Annotated in this window: 19 protein-coding genes and 1 pseudogene; 14 read left to right on the top strand and 6 right to left on the bottom strand. The window is 67.0% G+C overall.

Translation table 11 applies throughout. The features are described 5' to 3' along the window. Positions 1-71: 71 nt before the first annotated feature. The 5 genes from coaE to HNQ70_RS08790 form a co-directional block, all read right to left on the bottom strand. Positions 72-713, bottom strand: coding sequence for a dephospho-CoA kinase (coaE, locus tag HNQ70_RS08810; RefSeq protein ID WP_183966426.1), 642 nt, complete (start codon positions 711-713; stop codon positions 72-74). 70 nt (positions 714-783) lie between these two features. After that, positions 784-1,641 carry a prepilin peptidase gene (locus HNQ70_RS08805; RefSeq protein WP_183966425.1) on the bottom strand — a complete coding sequence of 286 codons (858 nt, stop codon included), beginning with the start codon at positions 1,639-1,641 and terminating at the stop codon, positions 784-786. An 82-nt stretch (positions 1,642-1,723) separates the two neighbouring features. Continuing rightward, on the bottom strand, positions 1,724-2,947 hold the full coding sequence (locus HNQ70_RS08800) for a type II secretion system F family protein (RefSeq protein ID WP_183966765.1): 1,224 nt from the start codon (positions 2,945-2,947) through the stop codon (positions 1,724-1,726). A 43-nt stretch (positions 2,948-2,990) separates the two neighbouring features. Further along, a complete protein-coding gene (pilB, locus tag HNQ70_RS08795; protein ID WP_183966423.1) occupies positions 2,991-4,718 on the bottom strand; it encodes a type IV-A pilus assembly ATPase PilB in 1,728 nt (575 codons plus the stop codon). A gap of 139 nt (positions 4,719-4,857) precedes the next feature. Then, complete coding sequence (locus HNQ70_RS08790) at positions 4,858-6,165, bottom strand: HlyC/CorC family transporter (RefSeq protein ID WP_183966421.1); 1,308 nt, start codon at positions 6,163-6,165, stop codon at positions 4,858-4,860. 192 nt (positions 6,166-6,357) lie between these two features. Between HNQ70_RS08790 and HNQ70_RS08785 the strand changes: the two genes are divergently transcribed. From HNQ70_RS08785 to HNQ70_RS08730, 12 genes are all read left to right on the top strand, one after another. Beyond that, complete coding sequence (locus HNQ70_RS08785) at positions 6,358-7,137, top strand: ABC transporter ATP-binding protein (RefSeq protein ID WP_183966413.1); 780 nt, start codon at positions 6,358-6,360, stop codon at positions 7,135-7,137. Continuing rightward, entirely contained in the window at positions 7,127-7,843 is a 717-nt protein-coding gene (locus HNQ70_RS08780) for an ABC transporter ATP-binding protein (protein WP_183966411.1), read from the top strand. The genes HNQ70_RS08785 and HNQ70_RS08780 overlap by 11 nt, the downstream gene beginning before the upstream one ends. A gap of 45 nt (positions 7,844-7,888) precedes the next feature. After that, positions 7,889-9,106, top strand: coding sequence for an ABC transporter substrate-binding protein (locus tag HNQ70_RS08775; protein ID WP_183966409.1), 1,218 nt, complete (start codon positions 7,889-7,891; stop codon positions 9,104-9,106). A gap of 113 nt (positions 9,107-9,219) precedes the next feature. Further along, a complete protein-coding gene (locus tag HNQ70_RS08770) occupies positions 9,220-10,104 on the top strand; it encodes a branched-chain amino acid ABC transporter permease (RefSeq protein WP_183966407.1) in 885 nt (294 codons plus the stop codon). A gap of 58 nt (positions 10,105-10,162) precedes the next feature. Next, complete coding sequence (locus HNQ70_RS08765; protein ID WP_221302722.1) at positions 10,163-11,083, top strand: branched-chain amino acid ABC transporter permease; 921 nt, start codon at positions 10,163-10,165, stop codon at positions 11,081-11,083. A gap of 225 nt (positions 11,084-11,308) precedes the next feature. Next, positions 11,309-12,094: an ABC transporter ATP-binding protein gene (locus HNQ70_RS08760; protein ID WP_183966764.1), complete on the top strand. Its 786-nt coding sequence runs from the start codon at positions 11,309-11,311 to the stop codon at positions 12,092-12,094. After that, entirely contained in the window at positions 12,087-12,800 is a 714-nt protein-coding gene (locus HNQ70_RS08755; protein ID WP_183966403.1) for an ABC transporter ATP-binding protein, read from the top strand. Before HNQ70_RS08760 ends, HNQ70_RS08755 begins: the two co-directional genes overlap by 8 nt. 26 nt (positions 12,801-12,826) lie before the next feature. Next, positions 12,827-13,699 carry a branched-chain amino acid ABC transporter permease gene (locus HNQ70_RS08750; RefSeq protein ID WP_183966401.1) on the top strand — a complete coding sequence of 291 codons (873 nt, stop codon included), beginning with the start codon at positions 12,827-12,829 and terminating at the stop codon, positions 13,697-13,699. Beyond that, positions 13,696-14,724 (top strand): branched-chain amino acid ABC transporter permease, encoded by a 1,029-nt coding sequence (locus tag HNQ70_RS08745; protein ID WP_183966399.1) that lies wholly within the window; start codon positions 13,696-13,698, stop codon positions 14,722-14,724. Before HNQ70_RS08750 ends, HNQ70_RS08745 begins: the two co-directional genes overlap by 4 nt. Before the next feature lie 265 nt (positions 14,725-14,989). Next, a complete protein-coding gene (locus HNQ70_RS08740; RefSeq protein ID WP_183966397.1) occupies positions 14,990-16,207 on the top strand; it encodes an ABC transporter substrate-binding protein in 1,218 nt (405 codons plus the stop codon). Positions 16,208-16,403: 196 nt separating this feature from the next. Beyond that, on the top strand, positions 16,404-17,606 hold the full coding sequence (locus HNQ70_RS08735; protein ID WP_183966763.1) for an ABC transporter substrate-binding protein: 1,203 nt from the start codon (positions 16,404-16,406) through the stop codon (positions 17,604-17,606). A gap of 163 nt (positions 17,607-17,769) precedes the next feature. Then, entirely contained in the window at positions 17,770-18,972 is a 1,203-nt protein-coding gene (locus HNQ70_RS08730; protein WP_343060701.1) for an ABC transporter substrate-binding protein, read from the top strand. A gap of 37 nt (positions 18,973-19,009) precedes the next feature. Here the strand turns inward: HNQ70_RS08730 and HNQ70_RS08725 are convergent, their stop codons facing one another. Continuing rightward, the gene (locus tag HNQ70_RS08725) at positions 19,010-19,681 is read right to left on the bottom strand and encodes a helix-turn-helix transcriptional regulator (protein ID WP_246434846.1); all 672 of its coding nucleotides are present in this window, start codon (positions 19,679-19,681) and stop codon (positions 19,010-19,012) included. On the opposite strand from HNQ70_RS08725, the pseudogene HNQ70_RS08720 reads away from it, so the two are divergent. After that, positions 19,682-20,395 (top strand): annotated as a pseudogene (locus tag HNQ70_RS08720) (class I SAM-dependent methyltransferase); the annotation flags it as partial. Positions 20,396-20,568: 173 nt separating this feature from the next. After that, on the top strand, positions 20,569-21,609 hold the full coding sequence (locus HNQ70_RS08715; RefSeq protein ID WP_221302720.1) for an alpha/beta fold hydrolase: 1,041 nt from the start codon (positions 20,569-20,571) through the stop codon (positions 21,607-21,609). Positions 21,610-21,703: the final 94 nt, after the last annotated feature.

The raw sequence follows: 21,703 nt of genomic DNA, 5'->3' as shown, positions 1-21,703 counted from the left end.
GAAAGCCGGGTCCGTGACAAACCTCGGGGGCGGCTGCGCGAAGGCCGGGCGCCGTTGCGCGGCCGACAGGCTCATGCCGCGCAGCGAAGCGCTGCCAGCTCGAGGAAGCGTTGGTGGATCGGGCCGATGCGCTGCGGCAGGGTCGAGGGCTCGCCCGCGTTGTCGACCACCTCGTCGGCGGCGGCCAGCCGGCGCTCGCGCGGGATCTGCACCGCGACGATCGCTTCGACCTGGGCGCGCGGCAGCCCGTTGCGTTTCATCACGCGCTCGAGCTGGACCTCCACCGGGCAGTCGACCACCAGCACCCGGTCCAGCCAGGTCTGCCAGGCGCCGGATTCCACCAGCAGCGGCACGACCACGATCGCGTAGGGATGATCCGCAGCCACAGCGATCTGCCGCCAGGTCTCCTCGCGGATCATCGGGTGCAGGATCGCTTCCAGCCGCTTGCGGCTGGAGGGATCGGAGAAGGCCAGTTCGCGCATCGCGGCGCGGTCCAGCCGGCCGTCCTCGGCGATCACGCCGGCGCCGAAGGCCTCGAGGATCGCCGGCATTGCCGCACCTTTCGGACCCGTGAGGGCATGGGCGATCAGGTCGGTGTCGATCAGGGGCACTCCAAGCTCGCCGAAGTGCCCGGCCACCGTGGTCTTGCCGCTGCCGATCCCGCCGGTCAGTCCGACCAGCAGGGCAGGGCGTGTCTTCGGGCGCGTCGTCATCGCCCGGAAGATAGCAGCAGAGTCCCCGGCGGGCCAAACGGTCCGCGGCGCGGCAGAGGTCCCGGACCGTTCAGGCCAGACCGAACCAGCGTGAGATCGGCTCCCCGAAGTAGAGCGCAAGCAGGCCGGCGCCGGCCAGGTAGGGGCCGAAGGGAATGGGGACGTCGCGGCCGTGGCGGCGGAAGATCATCAGGGCGATCCCGACCGCGGCGCCGACGATCGAGGACAGCAGGATGATCGCGGGCAGCGACTGCCATCCGAACCATGCGCCGAGCGCGGCCAGCAGCTTGAAGTCCCCGTAGCCCATTCCCTCCTTGCCGGTGGCGAGGCGGAACAGCCAATAGACGCCCCACAGCACCAGGTAGCCGGCGATCGCGCCGATCACCGCGGACTCGAGCGGCGCGTACACCCCCCAGAGGTTGAACAGCAACCCGAGCCACAGCAGCGGCAGCGTCATGTCGTCCGGCAGCAGCTGCGTGTCGAGGTCGATGAAGGTCAGCGCCACCAGGAAGAAGCCGAGCAGCAGCGCGCCGGCGCCGGCCGCGGTCGGGCCGAACTTCCAGATCGCCGCCAGGCTCAGCAGGCCGGTGAGCACCTCCACCAGCGGGTAGCGCGCGGGAATGCGCATCCCGCAGGAGGAACAGCGCCCGCGCAGGAAGAGCCAGCTCAGCACGGGGATGTTCTCGAGCATGCCGATCGCATGGCCGCAGCCGGGGCAGTGCGAGCGCGGCGTGACCAGGTTGAAGGCGGCCGCCTCGGTCTGGTCTTCGCCGCGCAGTTCAGCCGCCTGCTGCTGCCATTCCAGCTCCATCATCTTCGGCACGCGGACGATCACCACGTTCAGGAAGCTGCCGACGCACAGGCCGGCGACGAGGGCGACGGACAGCGCGAGCGCCGGGGATTGCTGCAGCAGCGTCAGGAGTTCCATGGGTCGGGCGGATGCGGTGTCTTCGAGGGGCGGGCCGCGAGGCGTCGACTATAGCCGAGGCGCCGGCGGCCCGGAGCGGGGTTCAGACCACCTGGCCGAGCTTGAAGATCGGCAGGTACATGGCGATCACGAGCCCGCCGATCAGCACGCCGAGGATCACCATGATCATCGGCTCGAGCAGGCTGGACAGGCTGGCCACCGCCTCATCCACCTCGCGCTCGTAGATGTCGGCGGCCTTGCCGAGCATCGAGTCCAGCGAGCCGGACTCCTCGCCGATCGACGACATCTGCAGCACCATGTTCGGGAACACCTGCGCGTTCTGCATCGCGACGGTCAGGCTGGTGCCGGTGGCCACCTCCTGCTGGATCCTCTTGGTCGCCATCAGGTAGACGTGATTGCCCGAAGCCCCGCCGACCGAGTCCAGCGCTTCGACCAGCGGCACGCCGGCGGCGAACATCGTCGACAGCGTGCGCAGCCAGCGCGCGATCGTCGCCTTGCGGATCACCGCGCCGAACACCGGGGTGCGCAGCACGGCGCGATCGAAGGCCATCTTCACCTTGGGCGAGCGCTTCCAGGCCTGCATCCCGAAGTAGCCGACTGCGCCGAGCGCCCCGAACAGCAGGTACCAGTTGTCGACGAAGAAGTCCGACAGCGCGATGACCATCATCGTCGGCGCGGGCAGTCCGGCGCCGAAGCTCTCGAAGACCTCCTTGAACGAAGGCACCACGAACAGCATGATCACGGTGACGACCACCGCCGCCACGACCATGATCGCCATCGGGTAGAACAGCGCCGACTTGATCTGTCCCTTGATGGCCTGGATCTTTTCCTTGTAGGTGGCGAGCCGGTCCAGCAGGTCGTCGAGGATGCCGGCCTGCTCGCCGGCGCCGACGAGGTTGCAGTACAGCGAGTCGAAGTGCAGCGGGTACTTCCTGAAGGCCTGGGACAGCGCGGTGCCGGTCTCGACGTCGCCGCGGATGTCGGTGAACAGCCGCGAGACCGCGGCGTTGCTGCTGCCCTTGGCCACGATGTCGAAGGACTGCAGCAGCGGCACTCCGGAGCGCAGCATGGTCGAGAGCTGCCGGGTGAACAGCGTGATGTCCTTGTCGCGGATCTTTCCGCCGCGGGCGTAGCGGCGCTTCTTGATCTTCGTGACGGCGATGCCCTGCCGGCGCAGCGCGGAGTTCACCACCGCCTCGCCGCCGGCCCGCATCTCGCCGCGGATCGTCTTGCCTGCCCGGTCCCGTCCCTCCCAGAGGAAGGTCGCTTCCTTGACCCCGCGGGGAGCCATCGCGCTGGTCGCCATCGTCATTCGCCTCGTGTGTCGGTTCGTGCGGGTCCGCTCGTGATCACTCGTTGGTGACGCCGAGCACTTCCTCGATGCTGGTGACGCCATGCATCACCTTGATCAGTCCGGAGCGCCGCAGGTCGCGCACGCCCTCGCGCCTGGCCTGGTCGGCGATCTGCAGCGCGTTGCCGTTGCCCAGGATGATCCGCTGAATCTCCTCGGTGATCGGCATCACCTGGTAGATGCCCAGGCGGCCCTTGTAGCCGCTGCCGCTGCAGTGCTCGCAGCCCACCGGCCGGTAGGGCTGCCAGCTGCCGTCCAGGTCGGACTCGAGGAAGCCGGCCTGCAGGAGCGCGTCCTCATCCAGATCCAGCGGCTGCTTGCAGGCGCATAGCCGGCGCGCCAGCCGCTGCGCGGTGATCAGGATGACCGAGGAGGCGATGTTGAACGGGGCCACCCCCATGTTCATCATCCGGGTCAGCGTCGTCGGCGCGTCGTTGGTGTGCAGCGTCGACATCACCATGTGGCCGGTCTGGGCGGCCTTGATCGCGATGTCCGCGGTCTCCAGGTCGCGGATCTCGCCGACCATGATCACGTCCGGATCCTGGCGCAGGAAGGAGCGCAGCGCCGCCGCGAAGCTCAGTCCCGCCTTGTCGTTCACGTTGACCTGGTTGATCCCCGGCAGATTGATCTCGGCCGGATCCTCCGCGGTCGAGATGTTGATGCCAGGCTGGTTCAGGATGTTCAGGCAGCTGTACAGCGACACCGTCTTGCCCGAGCCGGTGGGTCCGGTGACCAGGATCATCCCGTACGGCCGCCGGATGGCCTCGAGCATTGCCTCGCGCTGGTCGGGTTCGTAGCCGAGCGCGTCGATGCCCAGCTTCGTCGCCTGCGGGTCGAGGATCCGCATCACGATCTTCTCGCCGAACAGCGTCGGCAGCGTCGAGACCCGGAAATCGATCGACCGCCCCGGCCCGATCGCCAGCTTCATGCGGCCGTCCTGCGGCACCCGCCGCTCGGAGATGTCCATCCGCGAGATCACCTTGATTCGCGACGCCAGCTTTTCCTTGATGGCGAGCGGCGGCTGCGCGAACTCGCGCAGTTCGCCGTCCACCCGCATCCGGATCCGGTAGAACTTCTCGTAGGGCTCGAAATGCAGGTCGGACGCGCCGGCCTGGATGGCATCCAGCAGCACCTTCTGCAGGAACTTCACCACCGGCGCGTCGTCCACCTCGGAGTTCGTGTCGAGGGTGGCGGCGCCTTCGTCCGAGGCGAGGTCGAGCTCCAGGCTCTCGTCGACCAGCTCTGCCAGGCGCTGGGCTGCGCTGCGGCCGAGTCGCTCGACCAGCTTGAGAAGCTTGTCGTGCTCGACCACCACCGGGTCGAGCGTCGATTCGGTCTGGAACTTGATCCGGTCCAGCGCCTGCAGGTCGGTCGGGTCAGAGATCGCCACCGACAGCCGGCTGCCGCGCTTGCCCAGGGCGATGACCCGCGTCTCGATGGCGAGCTTGCGGTCGATCAGGTCGCCCGGGAGCCGCTCCACGTCCACCGCGGCGAGATCGAACAGCGGGTGGCCGAAGGTCTCGGCCACGAAGCGGGCGAGCTGCAGCGCGGGGAGGTGGCCGCCCTGGGTCAGTTCGTCGATGAAGGGCGTGCGCGCGGCGTCGGCCTTCTTCTGGATCGCCACCGCCTGGTCCGGGCGCAGCAGGCGATGCTGGACCAGCGCGCGCGCCAGTCCTGCCAGCACAGTCTGTTCCGTCGGATGCGTCGGTAGTGTCGCCACGGCCATGGGTCTTGATCGGGTCTGGCCCGGAAAGGAGCCGGGAGGGGCCCATCATGCGTCGTCGCGAAGGCCGCGAGAACCGTCGCGACCGGATCGCTTGACGAGCGGCGGTGCAGCGAAGGATGAACGGCGGCGCGGTGGGGCTTCAGGACACGTCGGCGTCGTCCGGCGGCGCCGGGGACGCAGTCGGCGCGCCGCCGATCCGGTGCAGGCGCAGGCTGCGGATGGTGCGGTCCTGGATCTGGACGACCTCGACGACGATGTTGCCGAAGCGCAGGCTCACGTTGCCCTCGGGGAGCTCCTCGATCGATTCGAGGACCAGGCCGGTGAGGGTCCGGGGGCCGTCGAGCGGGAATTCGGTGCCCAGCCTGCGGTTCAGCTCGCGCAGCGGGGCGGCGCCCTCCACCATCACTTCGTCGTCTTCGTCCCAGCGCAGGCCGCCGTCGCCGCCGGGGGCGGTGGTGGTGAATTCGCCGATGATCTCCTCGATGATGTCCTCGAGGGTGACCAGCCCGAGCACCTCGCCGTATTCGTCGACGACCATCGCGATCCGCTGCCGGTTCTCCTGGAAGAACTGCAGCTGGGTGAAGACCGGCGTTCCGCTGGGAACGAAATAGGGCTCGGAAAGCTGCTCGCGCAGCTCATCGGTGTCGAAGCTGTCGCGCGACAGCATCGAGAGCGCGCGGCGGACGTGAAGCACCCCGATGATCCGGTTGACCTCGCCCTCGTGCACCGGCAGCTTGTTGTGGAAGCAGGTCTCGAGCTGCTGGCGGATCACCTGCTCCGAGGTGGCGATGTCCAGCGACTCGATCCGGTGGCGCGGAATCATCACGTCGTCGACCGTGATGTCCTCGAGCTCGAACAGGTTGACCAGGATCGCGCGGTGCTTCTGCGGCATGAAGGTGCCGGATTCCAGCACGATCGTGCGCAGCTCCTCGGTGGACATGCGCGCTGCCTCGGGTCGGGTGTCGATCCTCATCAGGGCCAGCAGGCGGCCGACGACGAGGTTGATCGTCCAGACCGCGGGCGACGCGACCTTCATCAGCACGTTGAGCAGGTAGCTGGCGGGCAGCGCGATCCGCTCGGGGTAGGTGGCGCCGATCACCTTCGGCGTGATCTCGCAGAACACGATGATCAGCAGCGCCACCGCCGTGGTGGCGATCACCAGCGTCCGGTCGTCGTCGCCGTACTGCCGGATGGCGAGCGCAGTGACGATCGCGGTCAGCGCCGTGTTCGCGACGTTGTTGCCGAGCAGGATGGTGCCGAGCAGCTTCTCGGTCTGCTTCAGCAGAGACGAGGCCAGCGCCGCGCCGCGGCGCCCCTTCTTGACCAGGTGGCCGAGACGGTAGCGGTTAAGCGCCATCATGCTGGTCTCGGCGATCGAGAAGAACGCGGAGACCAGCAGCAGCATGAAGAGGGCGAGCAGCTGCGCCCAGAGCGGGATGTGTTCCAAGGCGGCGGTGGGAGTCGCAGACCCCCGAAGCGTACCCGATGCGACCGCGGGCACCGCTGCCCGGGGATTGCGGGAGGCCGAAGCGCGGCGCGCTGCGGAGCAGCATACTGGTGACTACCCGTATTGCGGCGCGCCGTGCCTGCCCCTAACCTCCCCTCAACACGGCGGCAGTGCCGGGCTTCAGTCGGTGCGATGACGACAGACTACATCCTAGAGACCCGGGACCTGGTACGGGAGTTCAAGGGCTTCGTGGCAGTGAACGGGGTGAACCTGAAGGTGCGCCGCGGGCAGATCCATGCGCTCATCGGGCCCAACGGCGCGGGCAAGACCACCGTCTTCAACCTGCTGACCAAGTTCCTCATCCCGACCAGCGGCAAGATCCTCTACAACGGCCACGACATCACCGCCGAGAAGCCCGCGCAGGTCGCGCGCCGGGGGGTGGTGCGCTCCTTCCAGATCTCCGCCACCTTCCCGAACCTCACCGCGCTCGAGAACGTGCGCATCGGTCTGCAGCGCGCGACGGGCACTTCCTTTCACTTCTGGAAGCCGGAGCGTTCGCTCGACGTGCTCGACGATCGCGCCATGGAGCTTCTCGAGACCGTGGGCTTGAGCGAGTTCGCCGACATCGTCACCGTCGAGCTCCCCTACGGCCGCAAGCGCGCGCTCGAGATCGCGACCACGCTCGCCACCGAGCCCGAGCTGATGCTGCTCGACGAGCCCACGCAGGGCATGGGCCACGAGGATGTCGAGCGGGTCACCCAGCTGATCAAGAAGGTCGCGGCGAACCGAACCGTGCTGATGGTCGAGCACAACATGAACGTCGTCTCCAGCATTGCCGACACCATCAGCGTGCTGCAGCGCGGCCAGGTGATCTCGGAAGGCCCGTACGAGACCGTGTCCGCCGATCCCCAGGTGCTCGAGGCCTACATGGGCAACGCCGACGCCGGCCTGGAGGGCGCCCATGGCCACTAGCAAGCCGGTGGAGTTCCTGCGCCTGACCGACGTCCACGCCTTCTACGGCGAGTCGCACATCCTGCATGGGGTCGACCTCACCGTGAACCGCGGCGAAGTGGTCACGCTGCTCGGCCGTAACGGCTCGGGCCGCACCACCACGCTGAAGTCGATCATGGGGCTGGTCGGGCGGCGCAGCGGTTCCATCATGATCAACGGCGTCGAGGCGGTCGGCCTGCCGCCGCATCGCATCGCCCAGCGCGGCATCGGCTACTGCCCCGAAGAGCGTGGCATCTTCGCCAGCCTCAGCTGCGAGGAGAACCTGCTGCTGCCGCCGGCCGTGGCGTCCGGCGGAATGGGGCTGGACGAGATCTACGCGATGTTCCCCAACCTGAAGGAGCGGCGCTCCAGCCCGGGGACGAGGCTGTCCGGCGGCGAGCAGCAGATGCTCGCCGTGGCGCGCATCCTGCGCACCGGCGCAAAGCTGCTGCTGCTCGACGAGATCTCCGAAGGGCTGGCGCCGGTGATCGTGCAGGCCCTTGCGCGCACGATCCGGATGCTGCGCGAGAAGGGCTTCACGATCGTCATGGTCGAGCAGAACTTCCGCTTCGCGGCGCCGCTTGCGGACCGTTTCTACGTGATGGAGCACGGGCGCATCGTCGAGGGCTTCGCCGCGGCCGAGCTGAACGACAAGATGGGCATGCTGCACGAGTACCTGGGCGTCTGAACATGCAGATGCGCCTTCATTCTGACTGGTAAAGGAGTGGGACATATGAAACGCAAGCTCTCGTCGATCCTGGTGGCTTCGGCGCTCGCCGCCGCGGCCGGTGCCGCCCAGGCCCAGATCTCCGACGGCGTCGTCAAGATCGGCGTCCTCAACGACATGTCCGGGCTCTACGCCGACATCACCGGGCCCGGCTCGCTGCTCGCCGCGAAAATGGCCGTCGAGGACTTCCAGAAGACCTCCAAGGCCGGCCTCAAGATCGAGGTCGTCTCCGCCGACCACCAGAACAAGCCCGACGTGGGCTCCACCATCGCCCGGCAGTGGTACGACGCCGACAAGGTCGACGCCATCTTCGACGTGCCCACCTCGTCGGTGGGCCTGGCGGTGAGCCAGGTCACGCGCGACAAGGGCAAGGCCTTCGTGAACAGCGGCTCGGCCTCCGCCGACCTCACCGGCAAGGCCTGCTCGCCGAACACCGTGCACTGGCTGTACGACACCTGGATGCTGGCCAACGGCACCGGCACCGCCGTGGTCAAGACCGGCGGCGACACCTGGTTCTTCCTGACCGCCGACTACGCCTTCGGTCATGCGCTTGAGCGCGACACCTCGGCGGTGGTCACCAAGAACGGCGGCAAGATCGTCGGTGGCGTGCGGCACCCGCTGAACACGCAGGACTTCTCCTCCTTCCTGCTGCAGGCGCAGGCCTCCAAGGCCAAGGTGATCGGCCTGGCCAACGCCGGCGGCGACACGATCAACTCGATCAAGCAGGCCGCCGAGTTCGGCATCACCAAGGGCGGCCAGAGCCTCGCCGGCCTGCTGGTGTTCCTGCCCGACGTCCACGGCCTCGGCCTGGACAAGGCGCAGGGACTGATGGTCACCGAGACCTTCTACTGGGATCTCAACGACCAGACCCGCGCGTGGTCCAAGCGCTTCGGTGCGCAGCACGGCGGCAAGATGCCCTCGATGGTCCACGCCGGCGTCTACGCCAGCGTGCTGCACTACCTGAAGGCGGTCGAGGCCGGCAAGACCGACGACGGCACCAAGACCATCGCCAAGATGAAGGAGCTGCCCACCGACGACCCGCTGTTCGGCAAGGGCACGATCCGCGCCGACGGCCGCAAGCTCCATCCGGCCTACCTGTTCCAGGTCAAGAAGCCCAGCGAGTCGAAAGGCCCGTACGACTACTACACCCTGAAGGCGACCATCCCGGCGGATCAGGCCTTCCGCCCGATCGACCAGGGCGATTGCCCGCTGGTCAAGAAGTGACCGGGGCCTGAGCCCACCACAAGCGCTGCTCGCGTTGCGCCGGACTCCCTGAGGTCCGGCGCGCCGCGAGGCGGCTGCACAAGAACGACAGCGACTACGGGTTCACGGCAAACATGGAGATCTTCGGCGTACCGACGCAGGCCCTCTTCGGCCAGCTGCTGATCGGGCTGATCAACGGCTCGTTCTACGCGCTGCTGTCGCTCGGCCTGGCCGTGATCTTCGGCCTGCTGAACATCATCAATTTCTCGCACGGCGCGCAGTACATGATGGGGGCCTTCGTGGCCTACCTGGGGCTGAACAAGCTGGGCATCGGCTACTGGCCGTCGCTGGTCGTGGCACCGGTCGTGGTCGGAGCCATCGGCATGATCATCGAGCGGCTGATGCTGTCGCGGCTCTACAAGCTCGATCACCTCTACGGGCTGCTGCTCACCTTCGGCATGGCGCTGATCATCCAGGGCCTGTTCCGCAACGAGTTCGGTTCCTCCGGGCAGCCGTATCCGATCCCGGCGGAGCTTTCCGGTGGCCAGAATCTCGGCTTCATGTTCCTGCCCAACTACCGGGCCTGGGTGATCGTCGCCTCACTGATCGTCTGCCTCGCCACCTGGTACGTGATCGAGCGGACCAAGCTCGGCGGCTACCTGCGCGCAGCCACCGAGAATCCTTCGCTGGTCCAGGCCTTCGGCATCAACGTGCCGCGGATGATCACGCTCACCTACGGTTTCGGCGTGGGACTGGCCGCGCTCGGCGGCGTGATGGCAGCGCCCATCTACCAGGTCAGCCCGCAGATGGGCGCCGACCTCATCATCGTGGTGTTCGCGGTCGTGGTCATCGGCGGCATGGGCTCGATCCTCGGCGCCATCCTCACCGGCTTCGGCCTGGGGCTGGTCGAGGGTCTGACCAAGGTCTTCTATCCCGAGGCATCGAACACCGTGATCTTCGTGGTCATGGTCATCGTGCTGCTGATCAAGCCCGCCGGCCTGTTCGGCACCGAAAAATAGGTTCGCAATGGCAGCTGCCGCTCCTTCTTCCGCGACCGTGCAGGCACCGCGCGGCGCCATGGGCCACATGCGCGTGGCCTTCCTGCTGATGGCCGCGTTCTTCGTTCTGGCCCCCGCGGTCGTCTACCCGGTCTTCCTGATGAAGGTGATGTGCTTCGCGCTGTTCGCGTGCGCATTCAACCTGCTGATCGGTTTCGGCGGACTGCTCTCGTTCGGACATGCGATGTTCCTGGGCACGGCCGGCTACGCCTCGGCGCACGCCGCCAAGGTGTGGGGGCTGACGCCGGAGCTCGCGCTGCTCTTCGCCACCGCGTGCGCCTGCCTGCTGGCCTGGGTGACCGGGCTGCTGGCGATCCGCCGCCAGGGCATCTACTTCGCGATGATCACGCTCGCGCTGTCGCAGATGGTGTTCTTCTTCTACCTGCAGGCGCCCTTCACTGGCGGCGAGGACGGCATCCAGGCCGTGCCCCGCGGCAGGCTGTTCGGCGTATTCGATCTCACCAACGTCACCGCGATGTACGTCTTCGTGCTGGTGGTGTTCCTGGGCGGCTTCCTGCTGATCTGGCGCATCGTCCACTCGCCGTTCGGCCAGGTGCTCAAGGCCATCCGCGAGAACGAGCCGCGCGCGGTTTCGCTGGGCTACGACACCGACCGCTACAAGCTGCTCGCCTATGTCCTGTCGGGTACCGTGGCGGGGCTGGCCGGGGGCACGAAGTCGCTGGTGTTCCAGCTGGCCTCGCTCACCGACGTCCACTGGTCGATGTCCGGCGAGGTGGTGCTGATGACCCTGCTGGGCGGACTCGGCACCCTGTTCGGTCCGGTGGTCGGCGCGGCGATCATCATCACCATGCAGAACTACCTGGCCCAGCTCGGCGCCTGGGTCACCGTGGTGCAGGGTGTCATCTTCGTGGTCTGCGTGCTGGCGTTCCGGCGCGGCGTGGTCGGCGAGATCGCGCACTTCATCCGCAAGCCGCTCTAGCTCCCGGCAGCCCTCCCGGAGCTTCCGCGCGCGCCCATCGCGGCGCGCTTGCAGGGATCCGCGATTCCGGTCCGAACGGAATGCTTTCTAGTGGAATACCCGCTGGTAACCTGGCTTGCGTCCGATGGTCCGACAGCATATAAATGCGGGTCCGCGCGGCGGGCCTCCCGTCGCGGGATCGAACAACCAACCAGGGAGCAGCTCGAAGAGCTGCAGAGGAGAGACATGGCGGCCACCAGCGACGCCCTGCTCAGTGTGCGTGGAATCACGGTCCGCTTCGGCGGCATCACGGCGCTGGACGGGGTGACTTTCGACGTTCCGCGCGGCGGCGTATGCGGGCTCATCGGCCCCAACGGCGCGGGGAAGACCACGCTCTTCAACTGCCTGAGCCGGCTTTATCAGTATCAGGAAGGCGACCTCCTCTGGGAAGGCAGGTCGATCACCAAGACGCCGATCCACGAGATCGCAAATCTCGGCATCGGCCGCACCTTCCAGAACCTTGCGATGTTCCGCACGATGACCGTCGAGCAGAACATCATGGTCGGCGCGCACTGCCGGTCCAAGGGCGGCTTCTTCGCCAACTCGGTGCGTCTGCCGGTCGTGAAGGCCGAAGAGGACCGCGTACGCCAGGAAGCCAGCGAGATCATGCAGTACCTCGACCTCGCGGTGCACAAGGACCGGGCGGTGGGCGACCTTCCGTTCGGCATCCAGAAGCGCGTCGAGATGGGGCGTGCGCTGGCCGCCAAGCCCAAGCTGCTCCTGCTCGACGAGCCGGCGGCCGGCCTGAACCACGAGGAGCTGAGCGGCCTCGAGGAACTCATCAAGGACATCCGCACGCGCATGGGCATCACCATCCTGCTGGTGGAGCATCACATGAGCCTCGTGATGGCGGTCACCGACCACATCGTCGTGCTGAACTTCGGCCGGAAGATCGCGGAGGGCACGCCCGCCGAGATCCAGAGCCATCCTGATGTGATTGCCGCGTATCTGGGGGCTCCGGCCGATGCCTAAGTTGCTTGAAGTCAAAGGATTGAACGCGTCCTACGGTGCGACGCAGGTGCTGTTCGGGATCGATTTCGCTGTCGAGCAGGGCAAGATCACCGCCGTCCTCGGCGCCAACGGCGCCGGCAAGACCACCTCGCTGCGCGCGATCTGCCAGATCGTCCAGACCAGCGGCAGCATCCTGTTCGACGGGCAGGAGATCATCGGCAAGTCCACTGCGAACATCGTCCGGATGGGCGTGGCGCACGTGCCCGACGGCCGCGGCACCTTCACCGGCCTGACGGTCGAGGAGAACCTGCGGCTGGGCGCGTACACGCGCAAGGACAAGGCCGAGGTCGAGCGCGACATCGAGAAGATGTACGCGCGCTTCCCGCGCCTGAAGGAGCGGCGCAGCCAGCAGGCCGGCACGCTGTCGGGTGGAGAGCAGCAGATGCTCGCGATCAGTCGCGCGCTGATGCTCCGCCCGCGCCTGCTGCTGCTCGACGAGCCTTCGTTCGGCCTGGCGCCGCTGATCGTGCTCGAGATCTTCCGGATCATGCGGCAGATCAACGAGGAGGATCAGGTGAGCATGCTGCTGGTCGAGCAGAACGCATCGATCGCTCTGGACCTGGCGCATGACGCCTACCTGCTCGAGACCGGGCACGTCCAGCTGTCCGGAACCAGCGAGCAGATCAAGGCCGACGAGACGGTTCGCCGCTCGTACCTCGGCTACTGATAACACAACCTACGGACGAGAACGGCATGGAGGCATTTCTTCATCAGGTCTTCTCAGGGCTGTCCACCGGGGGCATCTATGCCTCGGTGGCGCTGGCCCTGGTCATGATCTATCAGGCAACTCATCACATCAATTTCGCCCAGGGCGAGATGGCCACGTTCAGCACGTTCATCGCCTGGGCGATGATCAACAGTGGGATGCCCTACTGGGCCGCCTTCTTCCTGACCGTGGGCATCTCCTTCGTCGGCGGCTACCTGATCCAGCGCATCATCCTGAAGCCCGTCGAGAAGGCGCCGGTGCTGACGAACGTGATCGTGTTCATCGGCTTGCTGGTGATCTTCAACGCGATGGCCGGCTGGATGTTCGAGCACACGATCAAGGCCTTCCAGAGCCCGTTCCCGAAGGATGCCTGGTACGCGACCAAGTACTTCTCGGCGCATGAGTTCGGCTCGATCGGCGTCATGCTGTGCGTGCTGGGGCTGCTCTACGCGTTCTTCCGCTTCACCCCCCTGGGGCTGGCGATGCGCGGTGCAGCGCAGAACCCCGACTCCGCCAACCTCGTCGGCATTCGCGTGTCGATGATGCTCGCGATGGGCTGGGGCCTGGCGGCCGCCATCGGTGCCGTGGCCGGCATGATGATCGCGCCGGTGGTCTACCTTGATCCGAACATGATGTCCGGCATCCTGCTCTACGGCTTTGCCGGCGCCCTGCTCGGCGGCATCGACAACCCATGGGGCGCGGTCATCGGCGGACTCATCGTCGGCGTGCTGGAGAATCTGCTCGGCGCCTACGTGATCGGTACCGAACTGAAGCTGACGGTCGCCCTCGTGCTGATCGTCACCGTGCTCACGCTCAAGCCGAATGGTCTTTTCGGCAAGGTCCTGGTGACTCGCGTATGAACCCGTTGACGCTTTTCAAGAACTCCGGCGCCACCGCCGACCGCCAGAAGGGTGTCACCACCCTTGCGTGGGTGGGCGGCATCGTCGTCCTCGTGGCGCTGCTGTGCCTGCCCTTCCTGGTCAAGAACTACCGGGTATTCCAGTTCAACCTGGTGATCGTCTACGCGATCGCGCTGCTGGGCCTGAACATCCTCACCGGGTACAACGGTCAGTTTTCACTCGGGCACGGGGCGTTCTACGCCATCGGTGCGTACGTCACGGCGATCCTCATGGACCGCTACGACATGCCGTACTGGATCACGCCGGCGATCTCGTTCGCGGTGTGCCTGGTAGCCGGCTACCTGATGGGCTTTCCAGCCCTTAGGCTGGCAGGGCACTTCCTCGCACTTGCCACCTTTGCGCTGGCGCTGGCGACTCCGCAGATGCTGAAGTTCAAGGGCATCGAGGACTTCACCGGCGGCGTGCAGGGCCTGGTGCTGATGAAGCCGGAAGCTCCGTTCGAGTTCTCGATGTTCGGCCAGCCGCTGAACGCCGACCGGTGGCTCTACTTCTACACGCTGTTCGTCGCCGCGATCATGTTCCTGGTGGGCTGGAACCTGCTGCGCGGTCGCGTCGGCCGGGCGCTGATCGCCATCCGCGACCATCCGATCGCGGCTGCAGCCATGGGCATCAACCTGCCGGTGTTCAAGTCGATCACCTTCGGCATGTCCGCGGCTTTCACCGGGGTGGCGGGCTCGCTGGGCGCGATCGCGGTGGCCTTCGTGGCGCCTGACAGCTTCACGGTGTTCCTGTCGATCACCTTCCTGGTCGGCGTGGTCGTCGGCGGGCTGGCGACGATCTGGGGCGCGGTGTTCGGGGCGATCTTCATCCAGTTCATCCCGAACGTGGCCGACGAAATTTCGAAGTCGGCACCCTGGGCGATCTACGGCGTGTTCCTGATCGGTCTGATGTACCTGATGCCCACCGGCGTCATGGGACTGCTCAAGACCATCAAGTCCAAGCTGTTCCGTCCCAAGGCAGCCTGATCGGAGGCGGCGTCCAGCCGCCCACCGAGAAAACGCCGCGGTTCGCCGCGGCGTTTTTTTTTCGGTCTGTTCCCATGCCCGACGAGGCCACCTTGCAGGCCCGGCGAAGGGGCGGGCGGGCCATGGACGGGCCCTCGGACTGTCCCGAATGGTGTTTCCCCTATCATGGAAATCGATAGCCCGCGCTACGCCAATTCCATTACCGCGTCAAGCCAGTCGCCGCTATAGTCGTTTCCGGAACTCATTCCAACAGGAGACGACGGACATGAAGAGTCAGATTCGCCGCATGGTGCTCGCCGGGGTTGCCGGCCTGAGTGCAGCACTCATCGCCACTCCCGTGCTGGCGCAGAAGAAGTACGACACCGGCGCAAGCGACACGGAGATCGTCGTCGGCGGCATCAGCCCGTACTCGGGCCCCGCATCGGCCTATGGCGCGATCGGCAAGCTGTTGACGGCGTACTTCACAAAGGTGAACTCTGAAGGTGGCATCAACGGCCGCAAGATCAGGTTCGTCACCTATGACGACGGCTACAACCCGGCCAAGACCGTGGAGATGGCGCGCAAGCTGGTCGAGCAGGACGAGGTGCTGTTCGTGTTCAATACCCTGGGAACGCCGCCGAACTCGGCCATCCACAAGTACATGAACCAGAAGAAGGTGCCGCAACTCTTCGTGGCCACCGGCGCCACGAAGTGGGGCGACCCCAAGAGCTTCCCCTGGACCATGGGCTGGCAGCCGAGCTACCAGTCGGAAGCGCTGATCTACGCGCAGCACCTGCTCCAGACCAGGCCGAACGCGAAGATCGGCATCCTCTACCAGAACGACGACTACGGTAAGGACTACCTGAAGGGCTTCAAGGACGGGCTGGGCGAGCAGGGCCGCAAGCAGATCGTCGCGGAACTCACCTACGAGGTCACCGATCCGACGGTCGACAGCCAGCTCACCACGCTCAAGGGCTCTGGCGCCGACGCCTTCTTCAACATCACCACGCCCAAGTTCGCGGCCCAGGCGATCAAGAAGATGGCAGAGATCGGCTGGAAGCCTCAGCACTACCTGAACAGCGTCTCGGCGTCCGTCGGTGCGGTCATCATTCCGGCCGGCCCGGAGAACGCGAAGGACGTCTATACCGTCCAGTACCTGAAGGACCCTACCGATGCCCAATGGGCCAGCTTCCCGGACTACAAGGCCTGGAGCGAGTTCATGAAGAAGTGGCATCCCACCGGCGACCTGAAGGACGCGAACAACGTCTACGGCTACGTGGTGGCGCAGGGCCTGATGGAGGTGCTCAAGAAGGCCGGCGACAACCTCACCCGGGCGAACATCATGAAGCAGGCGGCCAGCCTCGACCTGCATTCGCTGCAGATGATCCTGCCCGGCGTCAACGTGAAGACCTCGGCGGACGACTTCTACCCGATCGAGCGACAGCAGATGGCTCAGTGGAACGGCAAGAGCTGGATCCTCGACGGCAAGACCTACGGCCGTTGATTCACCGCTCGGCCGGAGGGCGGCTGCCCTCCGGCCGGAGGCCGGTGCGCAGATGTGAGCTGCGCGTCCGGGATATCCCTGCCTCGCGTATTCCCCACTTAGGGTCAGGATTGCTTCGTCGTATCGTCGAAGGCTGTGCGCAGTTCGATCGGCGCCCGAGCCATATAGAGACAACGATGGAGACGATTGCATGACCATGAACAGACTTCGCCGCGGAATCGTCGCAGGCGTCGCCGCCGGCCTGCTTGCAGGCCCGGCCTTCGCACAGAAGAAGTACGACACCGGCGCGAACGACAAGGAGATCGTCATCGGGGGTATCAGCCCCTACTCCGGACCCGCATCGGCGTACGGGACGATCGGCAAGGGGATTGGCGCCTACTTCGACAAGGTCAACGCCGAAGGCGGCGTCAATGGCCGCAAGCTCAAGTGGGTGTCGTACGACGACGGCTACAACCCGGCCAAGACCGTGGAAATGGCGCGCAAGCTGGTCGAGCAGGACGAAGTCCTGCTGATCTTCAACGTGCTGGGCACGCCGCCGAACTCGGCGATCCACAAGTACCTGAACCAGAAGAAGGTGCCGCAGCTGTTCAACGCCACCGGCGCCACGAAGTGGGGCGACCCCAAGAACTTCCCCTGGACGATGGGCTGGCAGCCGAGCTACCAGTCCGAGGGGCGCATCTACGCGCAGCACGTGCTCGAGACCAAGCCGAACGCGAAGGTCGCGGTCCTCTATCAGAACGACGACTACGGCAAGGACTACCTGAAGGGCTTCGAGGACGGTCTCGGCGACAAGGCCAAGACCATGATCATCAAGAAGATCACCTACGAGGTCACCGATCCGACCATCGACAGCCAGCTCGTCGAGCTCAAGTCGAGCGGCGCGGACGTCTTCTTCAACATCACCACGCCCAAGTTCGCGGCGCAGGCGATCAAGAAGGCGGCCGACATCGGCTGGAAGCCGGTGCACTACCTGAACGGCGTGTCTTCGTCGGTGGGCTCGGTGATCATGCCGGCGGGCCCGCAGAACGCGGTGGACGTCATCACCGCCTACTACCTGAAGGACCCCACCGACTCGCAGTGGCAGGCCACCCAGGAGTACAAGGACTGGCTCGCGTGGATGCAGAAGCACCACCCCTCCGGCGACCTGAAGGACGCGAACAACGTCTTCGCCTACACGGTGGCGCAGACGATGGTCGAGGTGCTCAAGCGCGCCGGGGACAACCTGACGCGCGAGAACATCATGAAGGTCTCCGCCAACCTGGACCTCACCCTGCCGATGTTGCTGCCGGGCGTGAACGTCAAGACCTCCCCGGAGGACTTCTTCCCGATCGAGCGCCAGCAGCTGCAGCGCTGGGACGGCAAGCAGTGGGTGCGCTTCGGCAAGATCTACGGGCCCTGAGCTAGACTTCGCGTCCCGCGATCAGGAAAGGGCGGCTTCGGCCGCCTTTTCCGTTGCGAACGACAGGCGAGGGCGGCGAGTGACGGTGGCGTGGACGAGGGGCGCGGCAGGGGCCGCATCGGGTTCCGGCAGGCCGACGGGGCGTCGCCTTGCGCTTCGCGGCGTGCTGGCCGCGCTCCTTGCGGGGGCCGCTGCGATGTTCTCGCTGGTCTCGGCTTCGGCTGCAGCATCGGCGGCGCCCGCGTCCGGCGGCCCCGCGCCGCGCGAGATCCGCATCGGCCACCTGGCACCCTACTCGGGACCCGCGTCCGCGTACGGCGTCATCGGCAAGGCGATCGGCGCCTGGTTCGACAAGGTCAACGCCGAGGGCGGCGTCAACGGGCGCAGGCTGGTGCTGGTCAGCCGCGACGACGGCTACAACCCGGGCAAGGCGCTGGAGATGACCCGGCGGCTGGTCGAGCAGGACGAGGTGCTGCTGGTCTTCAACCCGCTCGGCACTGCGACCAATACAGCGATCCGCAAGTACCTGAACGACCGCGGCGTGCCGCAGCTGTTCGTGGCCTCCGGGGCCACCAAGTGGGGCGACTCCAGGCACTTCCCCTGGACCATGAGCGGCCAGCCCAGCTACCAGGCCGAGGCGCGCGTCTACGCGCGGCACATCCTCGAGACGCGGCCGAACGCGCGCATCGCGGTGCTCTACCAGAACGACGATTACGGCAAGGACTACCTGAAGGGACTGCGCGACGGACTGGGCGAGCGGGCCGGCGAGATGATCGTCGCGCAGGCATCCTACGAGGTGGCGGACCCGACGATCGACAGCCAGATGGTTTCGCTGAAGGCTTCGGGCGCCGACACCTTCTTCAACGTCACCACGCCGAAGTTCGCGGCACAGGCGATCCGCAAGGCCGCCGAGATCGGCTGGCGGCCGCTGCACTACCTGAACAACGTCTCCAGCGGCGCGCGCTCGGTGATGCTGCCGGCAGGGCCGGAGAACGGCGTCGGCGTGATCTCGGCCTTCTACCAGCGCGATCCCACCGATCCCCAGTGGGCCGACAGTCCCGAGTACCGGGAATGGCTCGCCTGGGTGGGTCGCTGGCATCCGCGCGGTGACGTGGCGGACAACCTGAACGTCTACGGCTACAACGTCGCTCAGCTGCTCGTGAAGGTCCTCGACCAGGCGGGTGACGACCTGACCCGCGCGAACGTGATGCGTCAGGCGGCCAGCCTGGACACCTCCCTGCCGATGCTGCTGCCGGGGGTGCGCGTGAAGACCTCGCCGCAGGACTTCTTCCCCTTCGAGCAGGCGCGGCTCGCGCGCTGGAACGGCAGCACCTGGGTGCTGTTCGGGCGGGTATACGGGGACTGATCGGTTCTGATCGGTGCTGCTCGCTGCTGCTTGCCGTTCAGCGGCCCAGCACGCGCATCGCCGCGCCGGTGCGGTTCTCGACCCCCAGCTTGCGGTAGATGTTCTGCAGGTGCTTTCCCACCGTGCGCGGGCTGACGCCCAGCAGCTCCGCGATGCCGGCGTCCGACTTGCCCGCCGTGATCCAGCCGAGCACCTCCGCTTCCCGGGCGGTGAGCGCCGTCGGGCGGACGCGCCTGCGCGGCGACTCGCCGGCCACGCGCTCGATCAGCAGCGTGCATCCCTGCGCATCCGGGTCGGGCACGCAGTGCAGGGCGAGGCTTGCGCCGTCGGGGACATCGACGACTGCAGGCTGCGGATGCGCTCCGGCCATGGCCGCGGCTTCGCCCATGCGCCCGCGAAGCCAATGCCGGAGCCCGGCTGGCAGCGCGCACCCGTCCGTGCCGGGCATGCGTCGGGCGCTCTCGCCGAGCCAGGCCAGCGCGGAGCCTGACGCGTCGGCGATGCCGAGGTTGCGATCGATCCGCACCGAGCCCAGCCGGTCGTTCGCAGCGAGCTGCCGGAGCATGGCGGTCGCACAAGCGGCGCAGGCCGAGGCCAGCGCCTGCCGGTAGAGCGCGCGCATCGGCCATCTGAGCTTCTCGAGGAGGCGCACCTCCTCGTCGGAGAAATCCTCGCCGCCGCGGTTGAGCTCGATGCCCGTCAGTCCCATGACATCGACAAGGTGCAGCGCGCATTCACCACCGGCACCGGGCTCGGCTGGCACGAACATCATCCCCTGCTCTTCTCGGGCACCGAGCGCTTCTTCCGTGCGGGGTACAACGCGCACCTGGTGCCCGAATGGATCCCTGCCCTTGATGGAGTCGATGAGCGGCTGCGCGCGGGGGCGAAGGTGGGCGACGTGGGCTGCGGCTTCGGCACCTCGACGATCGTGATGGCCAAGGCCTACCCGAAGTCGACCTTCACCGGCTTCGACCATCACTCGAAGTCGATCGACACGGCGCGCGAGAAGGCCCGCGAGGTCGGGGTCGCGGATCGCGTCAGCTTCGAGACCGCCGGCGCCAAGGACTACCCGGGCAAGGGCTACGACATGGTGGCGTTCTTCGACTGCCTCCATGACATGGGCGACCCGGTGGGCGCGGGCCGGCATGTCCGCGAGACCCTGGCGCCCGACGGGACCTGGCTGATCGTTGAGCCCTTCGCGGCCGACACGGTGGCCGAGAACATGAACCCGGTGGGGCGCGTGTACTACTCGGCCTCCGCGATGGTGTGCACGCCGTGCTCGCTGTCCCAGGAGGTTGGGCTCGGCCTCGGCGCCCAGGCCGGCGAGCGTCGCCTGCGCAAGGTGGCGGAGGAAGCGGGGTTCGGCCACTTCCGCCGTGCCACCCAGACCCCGTTCAACCTGGTCCTGGAGGCCCGGGCCTGAGGGCTGATCGCGTCCGGCGGGTCCCGGCGCCGCAGCGGTGCGCCGGGCCCGGCCGGCCGGATGCCCGCTGCCGGACGGCGAGCCCGGTCCGTTTCGCACAGGGGGGGCGCAACACGGCCGCGGGTTCGCGCCGATAATCCGGCCAAGCCTCGCCACCGGAAGCGCCTCCCGCCGTGTACCACCCGATCACCGAGCACGTCTGCCGGACCCCGCGTCACACCACGTTCTACCTGTCCTGCGGCGCGCAGGACGCGCCGCTGCTCGTCTTTGTCCACGGCTGGCCGGACCTCGGGATCGGCTGGCGCCACCAGCTCCGATGCTTCGCCGCACTCGGCTTCCGCGCGGTGGCGCCGGACATGCGCGGCTACGGGCGCTCGACGGTGCACCGCGACAAGGGCGCCTACGCGATCGAGGAGAGCGTCGCCGACATGCTCGAGCTGCTGGCGCACCTCGGCCGCGACCGGGCGATCTGGGTCGGCCACGACTGGGGCACGCCGGTGGTCTGGGGGCTGGCCGCGCATCACCCGGAGCGCTGCGCCGGCGTCGCAGGGCTGTGCGTCCCCTACCTGCCCGCGGGGTTCGCGCCGCCGGTGCTGATCCCCCTGGTCGACCGGTCCATCTATCCGGAGGACCGGTTCCCGGCCGGGCAGTGGGACTACCAGCTCTACTACGAAGAGCATTTCGAGGACGCGCAGCGGGTCTTCGAGGCGGACGTGCCCGCCACCGTCAGGGCGATGTTCCGCAAGGGCAATCCAAAGGGGCGCGGCAGGCCCGCGAAGTTCGCGACCACGCGCAGCGACGGCGGGCATTTCGGCGGCCTCGGCCGGGCCATCGACCTGCCGCTGGACACCGACATTCTCGGCGAGGAAGAGCTGCATCACTACGCCGCCACGCTGGAGCGCAACGGGTTCTTCGGCCCGGACGCCTGGTACGTCAACGGCGCGCGGAACATGGCCTTTGCGCAGCGTGCGCCCGGCGGCGGCCGGCTGCGGATGCCGGTGCTGTTCTTCCACGCCGAGAACGATTTCGTCTGCGAGACCCTGGAGTCGCGGCTTGCCGGGCCGATGCGCGCGCACTGCGACGACCTGACCGAGCTGCGCGTGCCTACCGGGCACTGGATGGCGATGGAGCGGCCGCAGGACGTCAACGCGGGGCTGGCGAAGTGGCTGGCGCTGAAGTTCCCTCGGCTGTGGGGGCCCCCTGAGGCAGGTTGAAGTGCTCATCAGGGAATCGACACAAGAAGCGCCGCGTAACACCGGCATGTCGATGACCGTCGGGGCCGTCGCACGAATGAGCACACTGGAGAAG

The organism is Quisquiliibacterium transsilvanicum, from assembly GCF_014202215.1.
GTDB classification, from domain to species: Bacteria; Pseudomonadota; Gammaproteobacteria; order Burkholderiales; family Burkholderiaceae_E; genus Quisquiliibacterium; species Quisquiliibacterium transsilvanicum.
Note: the sequence above shows the minus strand (reverse complement) of the source record. Positions and strands in the feature narration are given on the sequence as shown.

Coding starts and splice junctions, on each gene's coding strand:
- HNQ70_RS08785 (WP_183966413.1), top strand. CDS start 6,358: ATGACGACAGACTACATCCTAGAGACCCGGGACCTGGTACGGGAGTTC.
- HNQ70_RS08725 (WP_246434846.1), bottom strand. CDS start 19,681: ATGGGACTGACGGGCATCGAGCTCAACCGCGGCGGCGAGGATTTCTCC.
- HNQ70_RS08765 (WP_221302722.1), top strand. CDS start 10,163: ATGGGCCACATGCGCGTGGCCTTCCTGCTGATGGCCGCGTTCTTCGTT.
- HNQ70_RS08735 (WP_183966763.1), top strand. CDS start 16,404: ATGAACAGACTTCGCCGCGGAATCGTCGCAGGCGTCGCCGCCGGCCTG.
- HNQ70_RS08750 (WP_183966401.1), top strand. CDS start 12,827: ATGGAGGCATTTCTTCATCAGGTCTTCTCAGGGCTGTCCACCGGGGGC.
- HNQ70_RS08755 (WP_183966403.1), top strand. CDS start 12,087: ATGCCTAAGTTGCTTGAAGTCAAAGGATTGAACGCGTCCTACGGTGCG.
- coaE (WP_183966426.1), bottom strand. CDS start 713: ATGACGACGCGCCCGAAGACACGCCCTGCCCTGCTGGTCGGACTGACC.
- HNQ70_RS08770 (WP_183966407.1), top strand. CDS start 9,220: ATGGAGATCTTCGGCGTACCGACGCAGGCCCTCTTCGGCCAGCTGCTG.
- HNQ70_RS08800 (WP_183966765.1), bottom strand. CDS start 2,947: ATGGCGACCAGCGCGATGGCTCCCCGCGGGGTCAAGGAAGCGACCTTC.
- HNQ70_RS08745 (WP_183966399.1), top strand. CDS start 13,696: ATGAACCCGTTGACGCTTTTCAAGAACTCCGGCGCCACCGCCGACCGC.
- HNQ70_RS08775 (WP_183966409.1), top strand. CDS start 7,889: ATGAAACGCAAGCTCTCGTCGATCCTGGTGGCTTCGGCGCTCGCCGCC.
- HNQ70_RS08740 (WP_183966397.1), top strand. CDS start 14,990: ATGAAGAGTCAGATTCGCCGCATGGTGCTCGCCGGGGTTGCCGGCCTG.
- HNQ70_RS08805 (WP_183966425.1), bottom strand. CDS start 1,641: ATGGAACTCCTGACGCTGCTGCAGCAATCCCCGGCGCTCGCGCTGTCC.
- HNQ70_RS08760 (WP_183966764.1), top strand. CDS start 11,309: ATGGCGGCCACCAGCGACGCCCTGCTCAGTGTGCGTGGAATCACGGTC.
- pilB (WP_183966423.1), bottom strand. CDS start 4,718: ATGGCCGTGGCGACACTACCGACGCATCCGACGGAACAGACTGTGCTG.
- HNQ70_RS08780 (WP_183966411.1), top strand. CDS start 7,127: ATGGCCACTAGCAAGCCGGTGGAGTTCCTGCGCCTGACCGACGTCCAC.